The sequence below is a fragment of the Marinomonas sp. genome (assembly GCF_965225885.1).
GTDB lineage: Bacteria > Pseudomonadota > Gammaproteobacteria > Pseudomonadales > Marinomonadaceae > Marinomonas.
In genome coordinates this window covers 3,755,714-3,768,781 of sequence record NZ_OZ245329.1, presented here as the reverse complement: position 1 = coordinate 3,768,781, position 13,068 = coordinate 3,755,714, and the positions used below count along the sequence as shown (strand labels likewise).

General features: G+C 43.3%; 11 protein-coding genes. 8 read left to right on the top strand and 3 right to left on the bottom strand.

What is annotated here, in order from left to right; all coding sequences use genetic code 11:
- Nucleotides 1–16 precede the first annotated feature (16 nt).
- Nucleotides 17–2,272 carry an ATP-dependent Clp protease ATP-binding subunit ClpA gene (clpA, locus tag ACO05V_RS18020; protein ID WP_421854754.1) on the top strand — a complete coding sequence of 752 codons (2,256 nt, stop codon included), beginning with the start codon at nt 17–19 and terminating at the stop codon, nt 2,270–2,272.
- Nucleotides 2,273–2,372: 100 nt separating this feature from the next.
- Here the strand turns inward: clpA and infA are convergent, their stop codons facing one another.
- Complete coding sequence (gene infA / locus ACO05V_RS18015) at nt 2,373–2,591, bottom strand: translation initiation factor IF-1 (protein ID WP_012070936.1); 219 nt, start codon at nt 2,589–2,591, stop codon at nt 2,373–2,375.
- A 226-nt stretch (nt 2,592–2,817) separates the two neighbouring features.
- Entirely contained in the window at nt 2,818–3,561 is a 744-nt protein-coding gene (aat, locus tag ACO05V_RS18010) for a leucyl/phenylalanyl-tRNA--protein transferase (protein WP_421854750.1), read from the bottom strand.
- Nucleotides 3,562–4,120: 559 nt separating this feature from the next.
- On the opposite strand from aat, the gene ACO05V_RS18005 reads away from it, so the two are divergent.
- The 7 genes from ACO05V_RS18005 to cobA all read left to right on the top strand — a co-directional run bounded on the left by ACO05V_RS18005 (nt 4,121) and on the right by cobA (nt 12,663).
- Nucleotides 4,121–5,101 (top strand): hypothetical protein, encoded by a 981-nt coding sequence (locus ACO05V_RS18005; protein ID WP_421854747.1) that lies wholly within the window; start codon nt 4,121–4,123, stop codon nt 5,099–5,101.
- Between the two features lie 164 nt (nt 5,102–5,265).
- Nucleotides 5,266–8,028 (top strand): DNA translocase FtsK, encoded by a 2,763-nt coding sequence (locus ACO05V_RS18000; RefSeq protein ID WP_421854744.1) that lies wholly within the window; start codon nt 5,266–5,268, stop codon nt 8,026–8,028.
- Nucleotides 8,029–8,096: 68 nt separating this feature from the next.
- Complete coding sequence (gene lolA / locus ACO05V_RS17995; RefSeq protein WP_421854741.1) at nt 8,097–8,723, top strand: outer membrane lipoprotein chaperone LolA; 627 nt, start codon at nt 8,097–8,099, stop codon at nt 8,721–8,723.
- Nucleotides 8,723–10,114: a replication-associated recombination protein A gene (locus ACO05V_RS17990; protein WP_421854738.1), complete on the top strand. Its 1,392-nt coding sequence runs from the start codon at nt 8,723–8,725 to the stop codon at nt 10,112–10,114. Before lolA ends, ACO05V_RS17990 begins: the two co-directional genes overlap by 1 nt.
- Nucleotides 10,111–10,482, top strand: a complete 372-nt coding sequence (gene crcB, locus ACO05V_RS17985; protein ID WP_421854735.1) for a fluoride efflux transporter CrcB — start codon at nt 10,111–10,113, stop codon at nt 10,480–10,482. The genes ACO05V_RS17990 and crcB overlap by 4 nt, the downstream gene beginning before the upstream one ends.
- A gap of 67 nt (nt 10,483–10,549) precedes the next feature.
- Entirely contained in the window at nt 10,550–11,851 is a 1,302-nt protein-coding gene (gene serS / locus ACO05V_RS17980; RefSeq protein ID WP_421854732.1) for a serine--tRNA ligase, read from the top strand.
- Nucleotides 11,852–11,919: 68 nt separating this feature from the next.
- On the top strand, nt 11,920–12,663 hold the full coding sequence (gene cobA / locus ACO05V_RS17975) for a uroporphyrinogen-III C-methyltransferase (RefSeq protein ID WP_421854729.1): 744 nt from the start codon (nt 11,920–11,922) through the stop codon (nt 12,661–12,663).
- Nucleotides 12,664–12,744: 81 nt separating this feature from the next.
- Here cobA and ACO05V_RS17970 read toward each other — a convergent pair whose 3' ends face one another.
- On the bottom strand, nt 12,745–13,065 hold the full coding sequence (locus tag ACO05V_RS17970) for a TusE/DsrC/DsvC family sulfur relay protein (protein ID WP_421854726.1): 321 nt from the start codon (nt 13,063–13,065) through the stop codon (nt 12,745–12,747).
- Nucleotides 13,066–13,068: the final 3 nt, after the last annotated feature.

Here is a 13,068-nt window from a genome sequence, read left to right as displayed (position 1 = left end):
GAGTGAGGGAATAGCAATGTTAGATAAAGAACTAGAACAAACCCTGAATACGGCTTTTAAAGCGGCGCGTGACAAGCGCCATGAATTCATGACGGTTGAGCATTTATTATTAGCTCTTATTGAAAATGGCGCTGCTTCAAGTGTCCTCAAAGCATGTGGTGTGAATTTAGATACCTTAAGTAAGGAACTTGAGGAATTTGTTGATAGCACAACACCTTTAATTCCTGAAGATGACGAAGAACGTGAGGTTCAGCCAACGTTAGGTTTTCAGCGCGTGTTACAACGAGCGGTTTTCCATGTTCAATCTTCTGGTAAACGCGAAGTCACAGGTGCGAATGTGCTGGTGGCTATTTTTAGTGAGCAAGAAAGTCAGACAGTTTATCTCCTAAAACGCCATGGCGTAGCAAGAATTGATGTCGTCAATTACGTGGCTCATGGTATATCAAAAACAGGTGAAGCTTCTTCTCAAGATATGGATCATGATGACGAGGCAGAAGATACGAATACTGCACCCTTGCAAAAATTCGCTACAAATCTAAATGAAGAAGCCAAAGCAGGAAAAATAGACAAACTGATTGGGCGTGAATACGAAGTTGAGCGAGTAATACAAACGCTTTCTCGTCGTCGTAAAAACAATCCTCTGTTGGTTGGTGAGTCTGGTGTTGGTAAAACGGCCATTGCTGAAGGTCTTGCACGACGTATTGTCGATGGACAAGTGCCAGATGTGATTGCGGATGGTGTTGTTTACTCCTTAGATTTAGGTGCTTTATTGGCAGGAACCAAATACCGCGGCGATTTTGAAAAACGCCTTAAACAATTGTTAGGCGAACTTAAAAAGTTACCGAATGCTATTTTGTTTATTGATGAAATTCACACCATCATTGGTGCGGGTGCGGCTTCTGGTGGCGTCATGGATGCTTCCAACTTGCTTAAACCTGTATTGAGTTCTGGCGGATTGCGTTGTATCGGTTCGACAACATTCCAAGAATTTCGTGGCGTGTTTGAAAAAGATCATGCGTTGGCGCGTCGCTTCCAAAAAATTGATGTGAACGAGCCAAGTGTTGATGATACTTATCAAATATTGAAAGGCATCATTGGCGCATTTGAAGAGCATCATAAGGTTAAGTATGAAGAGCCAGCCTTGTTAGCAGCAGCAGAGCTTGCTCAGCGCTATGTGACAGATCGTCATATGCCTGATAAAGCGATTGATGTTGTGGATGAGGCGGGAGCTTACCAGCGCTTGCAGCCTGAAGGTAAACGTAAATCGGTCATTACTGTTGCCGACATTGAAGATATCGTCTCTAAGATCGCCAGAGTGCCTGTGAGAGCGGTTAACTCTGATGACAGGCAAGTATTGTCTAATCTTGAGCGTAATCTGAAAATGGTGGTTTTCGGTCAAGACAATGCTATTGATGCTTTGTCAGCTGCGATTAAGTTATCGCGTGCTGGTTTGAAGGCAGAGCAAAAACCTATTGGTTCATTCTTGATGGCTGGCCCAACGGGTGTGGGTAAAACAGAAGTTACCAAGCAGCTTGCTAAACAGTTGGGACTTGAGCTAATTCGCTTTGATATGTCCGAGTACATGGAGCGCCACGCGGTATCTCGTTTGATTGGTGCGCCACCAGGCTATGTTGGTTTTGATCAAGGTGGCTTGCTAACTGAAGCCGTGACGAAGAACCCTCACAGTGTTGTGTTATTGGATGAGATTGAAAAAGCTCACCCAGAGGTCTTTAACTTGCTTCTGCAAGTAATGGATCATGGTACCTTGACGGATAATAATGGACGCAAGGCGGATTTCCGTAATGTGATCTTGGTGATGACATCCAATGCGGGTGCTCAAGAGCTGGCTCGTCGTTCAATTGGCTTTTCTAGTCAAGATAATTCGACTGATGGTATGGAAGTTATTAATCGAACTTTCACGCCTGAATTTAGAAACCGCTTAGATGCTGTTATTCAGTTCCAGCAACTGGATGAGCGCATTATCTTTAATGTGGTGGATAAGTTCTTGGTAGAGTTGCAGGCTCAGCTAGATCCGAAAGGTGTCTTGCTAGAGGTCTCAGACACTGCCAGAGGCTGGTTAGCCAATAAAGGCTATGATCGTCAGATGGGCGCTCGTCCGATGGCTCGAGTCATTCAGGAGCATTTGAAGAAACCTCTGGCGGATCATATCCTCTTTGGTGATCTGCATGATGGCGGTCATGTCAAAGTGGCTCTGGATGAGAAGAGTGATGAGTTGAAGTTTGAAGTGATAAAAGAGGCGGTTGTTCATTGATCTTTGATTAAGTGATGCAATTGCTATGACATAAAAAAACCGGACTTAGTCCGGTTTTTTTATGTCTTCTATTTAAGCTGCCCATACAGGGTTGCTTAAATTAACGTGCGCGGTAAACGATACGGCCTTTTGAAAGATCGTAAGGTGTTAACTCAACTTTTACCTTGTCGCCAGTCAAAATACGGATGTAATTTTTACGCATTTTTCCAGAGATATGTGCAATTACTACGTGTCCGTTTTCTAACTCGACACGGAACATGGTATTAGGCAACGTATCAATGATAGTGCCCTCCATTTCTAAGCCTTCTTCTTTTGCCACAATATGTGTCCTATGGTGTTAACTTACTATTATTTAGTAGACGCCGACCATACCTAAAGGAGGTCTGCAGACGAAGAGGAAAGATGTTCCTCTTGGTCGATTGAGCGCTAAATAACTTAATCATGATTGTATATTTAGCGACGTCTGAATTTTGATCGAGCGTATTTTGCCTAAAAACGCAGCGTAAGGCAAACCTAGTTACGTTTTCGTGGTGTCTATTTTTAGACTAAAGCGGTTGTTTTTCAGGTTTTTTGCCAATATTTATGAGAGCTAGATTCTTTTTTGTGTTTGGGATGAGTTTCTTTAAAGCACTACAAAAATCTTCTCTTGGCATTTTTTGGGCACCTAGAGACAGCAAATGATCGGATTCTACTTGGCAGTCTATTAGTTCTATTTTGCACTCTTTGGTGAGTTCGCAGAATGTTTTTAACGCTATTTTTGAGGCGTTTGGCACCAGTGAAAACATCGATTCGCCAAAAAACATATTGCCCATTGCGACACCATAAAAACCGCCGACGAGTTTGTCGTCCAGCCATATTTCAATAGAATGCGCATAGCCTAATGTGTGTAGCTTTGTATAAGCATTTTTTATGTCTTTGGATATCCAAGTACCTTCTTTGTCAGCTCTTAGTGCAGAGCAGTAGCCGATTACGGACTCAAACTCTTGGTTGACTGAAAACAGCCACCGGTCTTTTTTTATCGCTTTTTTGAGCGATTTTGAAACATGGAAATGCTCAGGATTTAGTGTGCATCTTTGTTCTGGGTGCCACCACAAAATAGGATCTGGATCGCTAAACCAAGGAAAAAAACCTTTACTGTAGAGATGAAGAAGTCGAGTAGAAGATAGGTCGCCGCCAATAGCTGATAAACCTTCAGGATCTTCTAAAGCCTTACTTGGGTCTGGTGTGTCGTAGGGGGACTCTGAAAGTAATATAAGCTCGTGTTTTTCGTCGTTAGCAGCTGCTGACATGAGTTATTTGTTGTCCTAGTTTTTGTAGATCATTTTATGTGTCGATTATAGTTTTTTTAATGTTAAAAACTATCTTTGAATGATTCTTTATAAAAAAAGTTAAAGAAAAGCTAAAGAAAAAAACCATATACCGATAAATAGAATATTGAGTAAAAAAAGATATTCAGCTTGCGACTTATTGACACAATGTTATTCTTAATTGGCTTCAATGTGCATGAATAGCTTAAAAAAATTGTCGTTTTGGGTTCTTGTTGAGTGATTTTTGTTCAAAAAAGAGCACATAATGAAAAAAAAAGAAAAAAAGTGCAAGGAGTGCTTGACCCATAAGGGAAAACTTGGTTTTAATCACTACAGTCCTAATTGGTAATTCAAAATAGTTGGATGTCGTATTGGGTGCTACAGGATAAATTGCTTTTTTGACAGCTGTCATAAAAGTGAAACCGATAGGTTTTAAGATACATGAATCGTTGATTTAGCAACGTTTCTTGGTTAAGTGTAAATCGAAAATCGATCGATAGGTCTACAAGACCATATTATATAATATAAAGGGGAATCTTGAATGAAAGCGATTAAACTTGCTTCTGTGTTTGCAGTATCTGCTGTTGCGGCTGCTGTTTCTACTGCTACTTTTGCTGCTGATGCAATCATCACTGGTGATGCTGGTCTTGAGTATGTTACTTACGGCAAAGATGATAATGGCACAAGCCTTAGTGGTAACAAAGGTGCTGAGCTAGAGCTACACGTTGATACTGGTGTTGTCTACGCAGAGCTAGAATTCAAAACCGTAGGTGGTGATGAAAAAAATGATGATGCTGATGAAGCTGTTAAGGTTGGTTTGGAAAAAATCTACGTAACGCAAGGTGCTGTTCAGTTTGGTCGTTTTGACGGCTCTGTATCTACCAAAGCTTTCATGGGTATGGATGAGATCTACGACGGTGTTGATCTTAACACTGGGAATAAGTTAGATAGTAAGGGTACATTAACGGATAACGATACGGATGATACTGGTATTCGTTATTCTGTAACGCCAGAATTGACAGTCGCTATTGAAGCAACCGAGGCTATTTCTAAAGCGAACAGCAGTACTGGCAAGGCACAAGATTCTCAAATTGGTTTTGCTGTATCTTATGTTCAAGACTTTGGTGCATTCAAAGCAGGTATCTCTGGTGGTAAAGTAGAAGATGCTCAGTCTGCAAATATTGGTGTTCAAGCAGATGCTGGTATTGCAACTTTTGCCCTTAACTACGGTATAGGTAAAGTTGGTACCAAATCTAAAGGTGTGGACACTGCTGATGTTAAGCAGCTTTCTGCTTCTGTTGCTGTCGCAGCGACTGATGCTTTGACTTTGACTCTTCAGTACGCTAAAGATCAAGAAGGTGTAAAAGATACTACAACCAATAAAACAGATAAAAATGATGGTACTTACTTCATTGGTGAATATAAAACAGGTGATTTGACTTACTACGTGAAAAACTACGCTGGTGATCTAGTTGGTAAAGCTAAAGAGCGTACAATCGTAGGTGTTAAAGCTTCTTTCTAAGGCTTTTATCTAAAGATCTTCTTAGAAAAATAGAATATCTTTACTAGTTAAAGCGAAAGCCAGCCCTTTGGGCTGGCTTTTTTTATGGTAAGCTTAGCGAACTTTATGACTCCGCAGTATGGAGTATGTTTTGTTTTGATTAGCATAAAATAGGAAGGCGTGTTTTGTCAGAAGAAATGAGTGAGTCGGTACGATCACCAATTTGGGAGTTGTTTGCCAAACAAGCGGCGTTTATTGCAGCTTTGTTATTTTTATTCTTTTTTGGTTTGGCGACCTATACCTATAATCCAGCAGATGCTGGTTGGTTTTATTCTGGTAGCGGCGCAGCGACTCAGAACTCTATGGGGCCAATCGGTGCCATTATTGCTGATTTAGCGTCTGGTTTTTTCGGTTCTTTGTTTTATTCCTTACCTCCTTTGTTTTTTTGGGTCGCGATTATTATATGGCGCAATCCTCATTCCTTACTGCCGCTTAATAATGCTTTGCTTTGTACTATTGGAAGCATCCTATATTTATCCTTTGGTTCTGTTCTTTGCTTTTTGCATACAGTCGGCGAGCCGTCGCTTCAATACGGTACCGGTGGCATATTAGGGCGTGGTCTTGGTGTATTGTTGTATGGCTTTATTGGCTATGATGGTGCAACGTTAGTCAGTTTGGCCTTGGTTATTTTATCCTTTACTTTGCTATCTCAAGTTCATTGGTTGAGTCTGATGGACCGTTTGGGGGAAAGAGCCTATACCTTTGCTATGTTTCTGCGTCAAAAATGGTCGGATAGGCGCGAAGCAAAAGCCAGTAAAAAAGCAGACGCTGCTGACGGTATTGATATTGCTGATGAAGCAGAAGAGCCTGCCATTGTTAGGAAAAGAAGAAAAGCCTTCATTGAACCGACGAAAGTTGAACTTGCAGCTAAAGGACAATCTACTGCCAATATATTATTCGAAGACTCAATTGATGAAGAATCTCAGCCAGAGGAAAGTAAAAAATCTAAGTTTAGTTTGTCTTCGCTGTTTTCAAGATCTAAATCTGCGAAAGCGGATGAATCTGTTGCGGATTTGCCAACCAGTCATGAAGAGCCAGAGTTTGGTGGTTTAGACGATTTATCTGTTGATGGTTTATCCTTTGATGATAAAGACGTCAACTTTGGCGATACTCTCTACATAGAAGAATCTTGGTCTGTTCAGAGTGATGACACAGCGGAAGAGAAGGTTGCTCAACCCAAGCAAGCTGCAACGGCCAACCCTGTGGAATGGGAAGATGAGCAAGAGGTTACGCATTCCAGCATTTCTAAAGAGCAAGCTGATGCCATGCTGTTTAATGATGACAAACAGCCTTCGACTATTCCTCCTGCCCATAAACCTGCATTTCGTACCTTGTCTGAAGCTAAGCAGCTAGATTCGCTTGGTGGCCCGTATTCTGATGAAGTAGACAGTAACAAAAAAATAGAGGCTTATTCGTTACCAGACCGTTCAGTATTAACCACGCCTAAACCTAAGAAGGGTGGTTATTCTGAAGATGAATTGTTGGCCTTGTCTGAATTGCTAGAGCAGCGCTTGCAGGACTTTGGTGTTAAAGCCGATGTAGTTGAAGTTAACCCAGGTCCAGTGATTACTCGTTTCGAAATTCAGCCAGCTCCAGGTGTGAAAGTCTCCCGTATTACCAACTTGGCAAAAGACCTTGCGCGTTCTTTGAGTGTAATGAGTGTGCGAGTGGTGGAAGTGATTGCTGGTAAATCCACTATCGGGATCGAGATTCCTAATCAGGTTCGCGATACGGTGTATTTTTCAGAGGTTATAAACTGTGAAGCCTACGATAGATCCTCTTCGCCGCTGACCTTGTCGCTTGGTCATGATATTTCTGGCGAGCCTGTTGTTGTCGATTTAGCAAAAATGCCTCATGTGTTGGTGGCGGGTACGACAGGGTCTGGTAAGTCGGTTGGTGTTAACGCCATGATTTTAAGTATGTTGCTGAAGTCGACACCAGATGAAGTGCGTATGATCATGGTCGACCCAAAAATGCTTGAATTGTCGATCTATGAAGGCATTCCGCATCTTTTGACGCCAGTTATTACGGATATGAAAGATGCCGCCAATGGTTTGCGTTGGTCGGTTGATGAAATGGAACGCCGCTATAAGCTGATGTCTAAACTAGGTGTGCGTAACATTGCGGGTTACAACAAAAAAGTACGTGATGCTATTGAAGCGGGTAAGCCAATTCAAGATCCATTATGGCAGCCTGAAATGGCGATGTTCTCCGAAGATGGCGTTGCTCGTACCGTGCCGCATTTAGAGCCTTTGCCTTATATTGTGATCATAGTCGACGAATTTGCTGACATGATGATGATTGTAGGTAAAAAAGTGGAAGAGCTGATTGCTCGTATCGCGCAAAAGGCAAGGGCGGCAGGGATTCACTTAATTCTGGCGACACAGCGTCCTTCTGTAGACGTTATTACCGGCTTGATCAAAGCGAACATTCCAACCCGTATGGCGTTTCAGGTTTCTTCTAAAATTGACTCCAGAACGATTCTTGACCAAGGCGGTGCCGATCAGCTTTTAGGTATGGGTGATATGTTGTATCTACCTGCAGGTTTGCCTACGCCAATTCGTGTGCATGGCGCGTTTGTCTCTGATGAAGAAGTGCATGCCGTGGTTGAAGAGTGGAAACAACGAGGTGAGCCCGACTATATTCAAGACGTTGTCGTTAATCCAGAAGACCTAATGACTGACGGCGGTGGAGAAGATAAAGATGCGCTTTATGATGAAGCTGTGAAAATTGTCATTGAAACGCGTAAAGCTTCGATATCCTCTATTCAGCGGCGATTAAAAATAGGTTACAACAGAGCGGCTAACTTGGTTGAATCAATGGAAGCTGCTGGTCTAGTTGGCCCAATGGGGACCAACGGACAGCGTGATATTTTGATCCCAGAATAAAGATGACGACTTGGGGAGGGCTTGTGTTTAAAAGTGCCTCTTTTTTAACTATTTCGTGGAGAGATATTTTGTTGAATAAATTAGTCACTATGGTGATGTTTACGGTCGTAATGGTTGTTCAAACAACAATGGTGCAAGCCGCTGATGCAACCAGCTCGATAGAGAGTTTATTGGAATTGAACCGCAATATCGAAGGTGAATTTCGTCAGGTTACTTATGACGAAAAAGGTAAGCAGCTTCAGGTAAGTGAGGGTATCTTTCTTCTTGCGAAACCGAATCAATTTGTTTGGGACAGCGTGACGCCTTTTGCGCAGCGTATTATTTCTGATGGCAAATATATTACCGTCTGGGATGTGGATTTAGAGCAAGCGACGAAGAAACCTTTGTCTGGTGCGGTAGGCAATTCTCCAGCTGCGCTATTGGGTCAACCTGCGGCAGAAGTACTCCCACACTATAACGTGACAACACTTGGTGATGAAAAATTTCGTTTGGCACCGAAAGAAGATCAAGACTTATTTCAAACATTGACTCTGTCTTTCCGTAATAAAGTGATTAGCGCAATGAGTATCTTAGATGCGCTAGGGCAAACAACGGTGATTGAGTTTAAAAATGTTGAAACTCATGAAGGTGTAGCGAAAGAAAATTTTGTATTAGATTTGCCTGCTAACGTGGATGTGATTGTAGAAGGTCAGTAATGAAGGATCTTTTTTCAGGCAATCTGTTTTCAGGAGCGGCAACAGGAGCTTATCAACCTCTGGCAGCCAGAATGCGACCTGCTAGTCTCGATGACTACATCGGGCAGTCGCACTTGGTTGGTCCGGGGAAGCCATTACGAAGAATGGTAGAAACAGGTCATTGCCATTCTTTTATTCTGTGGGGGCCTCCGGGTGTAGGGAAGACCACATTCGCTCAGCTTCTGTCCCATGCTCTAGATGCACAGTTTATTGAAATATCTGCTGTCATGTCTGGCGTTAAAGAAATTCGTGCGGCGGTAGATCAAGCAAAAAATCTGCGTCAGATGAGCGGCACTCAGACGGTCTTATTTGTTGATGAAGTGCATCGCTTTAATAAGTCCCAGCAAGACGCTTTTTTGCCCTTCATTGAAGACGGCACCTTTTTGTTTATCGGTGCAACCACAGAAAACCCGGCCTTTGAATTGAATTCTGCTTTGCTGTCGAGAGCACGCGTTTATCGTTTGAAAACGCCGAGTGTAGATGAGGTAAAGCTTGTTCTTGTGCGAGCTTTAGAAAATCACGAAAAAGGCATTGCAGCTTACTCTCAAGAAAGTGGCTTTCAAATAGACGATTACTTTTTGTCTGTATTGGCTCAAGCGGCTGATGGTGATATTCGTCGAGGCCTTAATTTCTTAGAAATATTATCCGATCTTGTGGAGCCGGGAAGTAAGGTGACGCAAGAGCAGCTGGAAGATGTCTTAGGTGGTAGTGTTCGTCGCTTTGATCGTAAAGGCGATGTGTTTTACGACCAAATCTCAGCGTTTCATAAATCTGTTCGTGGTTCATCGCCTGATGGTGCCTTGTACTGGATGGCGCGAATGCTGGATGGCGGCTGTGATCCTTTGTACATCGCACGTCGCTTGCTGGCTATCGCATCGGAAGATATTGGTAATGCGGATCCGCGAGCCTTGCAAATTGGCTTAAACGCTTGGGATGTTTTTGAGCGCGTTGGTCCGGGTGAGGGGAATCGTGCTATTGCGCAGGCAGCCGTCTACATGGCGTGCGCACCCAAGAGTAACGCAGTTTATAAAGCCTTTAATCAAGCAATGTCAGATGTCGCCGCACAACCCAGTTATGAAGTGCCTGCCCATTTGCGTAATGCGCCAACTTCTTTGGCGAAAAGTATGGGCCACGGTGATGAATATCGCTACGCCCACAATGAAGAGCATGCTTATGCTGCTGGTGAAAATTATATGCCAGAAGAGTTGGCCGATATGCGTTACTATCAGCCGACGGATCGCGGTCTAGAGAAAAAAATCAATGACAAACTGGCTTGGTTGTCTGATTTAGATAATCAAAGCCCATTGCAGCGTTATGGCTCTTTGTACCAGTCTCAAGGGGATGAAGAATGATGTATTTTATGATTGCTGTTGGTGGTGCTTTTGGTGCGCTGAGCAGATATGGCGTGACGAAGTGGATTAATACCTACTGGAATCACCACTTTCCCTTTGCGACTATGGTTATTAATGTTCTAGGTTGTGTGTTGATGGGCGTGGCGTTTGTGGTGATCAGCGAGCGCATGCCATCACTTGAACCGTATCGACCTCTGGTTATGGTGGGTTTTTTAGGGGCATTTACCACTTTTTCTACTTTTTCGTTGGAAATTGTCTCTCTTATTAACATGCAGGCTTGGCTAAGTGCGGTAAGCTATTTATTATTGAGTTGTGTTTTAGGGATCGCGGGTTTAGCGGCTGGTATGGCGGTTACTCGTTTTTTCTGATCCCTGTTATTGTTTGAAGACCCCCTAATTTATTTATACACACTGATTGAAGGATATTGTTGCCCAGATGTTAGACATTAAAGCATTACGCGCTGACCCAGAAGCCATTGCGGCTCAACTTAAAAAGAAAGGCTACGAGTTGGATGTGGCGACTTTCTCTTCCTTAGAAGAGCGTCGTAAAGCCATTCAAGTAGAAACGGAACAGCTGCAACAAGCCCGAAATTCAGTGTCCAAAGAAATTGGTCAGGCGATGAAGTCTGGCGATAAAGACAAAGCGGCCGAGCTAAAAGCACAAACAGCAACGCTAGGTGATGATCTTGAAGCGGCCAAAACACAGCTAACACAAGTTCAAGAAGAGTTGGAAAGCTTGCTAGAAGGTATTCCAAACCTTCCTCATGCTTCTGTTCCAGAAGGTAAGACAGAAGACGACAACATTGAAGTTCGTCGTTGGGGCACACCTAAGCAATTCGACTTTGAGCCAAAAGACCATGTGGATCTTGGTGAAGCGATGGAAATGCTGGACTTCGAAGCCGCAGTGAAAATTACCGGTTCTCGGTTTGCTGTTATGCGTTCTGATTTGGCGCGCCTACACCGTGCTTTGACTCAGTTTATGATCAACACCCATGCTGATTTGCATGGTTACACAGAAGTGTATGTGCCTTACTTGGTAAACGCTCATTCCCTAAAAGGAACGGGTCAGCTGCCTAAGTTCGAAGCCGATTTGTTTAAAGTGCCAGTGGATAAAGACAGCGGAAATAATGATCTTTACCTGATTCCAACGGCAGAAGTGCCAGTGACGAACTTGGTGCGCGATGAAATTTTAAATGACGCAGATTTGCATAAGAAATTTGTTGCTCATACGCCTTGTTTCCGCAGTGAGGCGGGCAGCTACGGTCGTGATACTCGCGGCATGATTCGTCAGCATCAGTTTGAAAAAGTTGAGCTAGTTCATGTTTGTCGTCCAGATATTTCTGAACAAGTGCTGGAAGAATTGGTTGGGCACGCAGAAGTGATTTTGCAGAAACTAGAACTTCCTTATCGCACGGTTATCTTGTGTGGTGGCGACCTAGGTTTCTCTGCACGCAAAACGTACGACATTGAAGTGTGGTTGCCAGGTCAAGGTAAATACCGTGAGATTTCTTCTTGCTCTAACATGTGGGACTTCCAAGCTCGTCGTATGCAAGCGCGCTGGCGTAACCCAGAAACAGGTCGTCCAGAATTGGCACATACCTTGAATGGTTCTGGTTTGGCTGTCGGCCGTACATTGGTTGCTGTACTGGAAAACTATCAAAATGCTGATGGTAGTGTGCGAGTTCCTGATGTGTTGGTGCCTTATATGGGCGGTAAGACCGTATTGAAAAAAGCGTAAGTAAGCGTGATTTATTAATAAAAAGGCCTCTTTATGAGGCTTTTTTATATCATTGGATATTGGAAATTATGACGGGCAAGGTCTATTTTATTGGTGCGGGTCCAGGTGATCCTGAGTTGTTGACGTTAAAAGCATATCGTTTATTAAAAATGGCCGATGTGGTTCTGTATGACCGCTTGGTTGGCAAAGAGATTATTGATCTCATTCCTGAGTCAGCAGAAAAAATGTACGTGGGTAAGGCCAAGTCTTTGCACAGCCTTCCACAAGAAGAGATTAACAGTCTGCTTGCCGCCAAGGCCAAAGAAGGCCACATGGTGGTGCGTTTAAAAGGTGGCGATCCTTTTATCTTCGGGCGTGGTGGTGAAGAGCTTGAGGAATTAATTGAAGAGGGCGTGCCTTTTGAGGTGGTTCCGGGTGTAACTGCTGCCGCAGGTTGCGCGGCTTATGCTGGGATTCCGTTAACGCATCGTGATTATGCACAGTCGGTTCGATTCCTAACAGGTCATTTGAAAGACGGCACGACAGAGTTACCTTGGGAAGAATTGGTTCATCCTGCTCAAACTCTTGTGATTTATATGGGGTTAACAGGCCTTAAAGATATCACCCAATCGTTGATCCGCTTTGGTATGAGTCCATCTATGCCAGTGGCAATTGTTGAGAAAGGTACCACCAGTGAGCAGCGCGTGTTTACGTCCACCATTCAAGATGTCTATGAAGTGTCCGTGGTGAATGAAGCGAAGTCCCCAGCGTTACTGATTATTGGTGAGGTGGTGACCTTGCAGAAGAAATTAGAGTGGTACGGCAAGTACTAAATTTCTTTATTGTTTAAAGTGTTCAAATAAAAGCGGAGCCTAAATAGCTCCGCTTTTTTGTTTCGATAAAAATTTATAGCGTTACAAACAATTTGCTGGTTTTGGGAGGCCGGCAATTTTTGCAGCTAGCTTAGGCGGGCTGCCGGGGAAGAGCGTCATTAAATAAATACTGCGGCCTTTTTCTGCGCCCAGTTTTTTCGATACGGCTTTTACCAATGGTCGCATCGCAGGAGAGACTTCAAATTCTTCATAGAAGTCGCGCAATAAATAAATAATTTCCCAATGAGCATCGCTTAGCTCGACTTCAACGTCTTTCGCTAATTGATTGGCAAGCTCTGGTGTCCAATCTTGTAGGTTAAGCAAATAGCCTTCTTCGTCTAGAACGACTGTATTGTTTGTCATATT

Excerpts from the sequence above, each read along its gene's own strand:
- clpA (WP_421854754.1), top strand. The coding sequence starts at position 17 with ATGTTAGATAAAGAACTAGAACAAACCCTGAATACGGCTTTTAAAGCG.
- aat (WP_421854750.1), bottom strand. The coding sequence starts at position 3,561 with ATGTCAGCAGCTGCTAACGACGAAAAACACGAGCTTATATTACTTTCA.
- ACO05V_RS18005 (WP_421854747.1), top strand. The coding sequence starts at position 4,121 with ATGAAAGCGATTAAACTTGCTTCTGTGTTTGCAGTATCTGCTGTTGCG.
- ACO05V_RS17990 (WP_421854738.1), top strand. The coding sequence starts at position 8,723 with ATGAAGGATCTTTTTTCAGGCAATCTGTTTTCAGGAGCGGCAACAGGA.
- crcB (WP_421854735.1), top strand. The coding sequence starts at position 10,111 with ATGATGTATTTTATGATTGCTGTTGGTGGTGCTTTTGGTGCGCTGAGC.
- serS (WP_421854732.1), top strand. The coding sequence starts at position 10,550 with ATGTTAGACATTAAAGCATTACGCGCTGACCCAGAAGCCATTGCGGCT.
- cobA (WP_421854729.1), top strand. The coding sequence starts at position 11,920 with ATGACGGGCAAGGTCTATTTTATTGGTGCGGGTCCAGGTGATCCTGAG.
- ACO05V_RS17970 (WP_421854726.1), bottom strand. The coding sequence starts at position 13,065 with ATGACAAACAATACAGTCGTTCTAGACGAAGAAGGCTATTTGCTTAAC.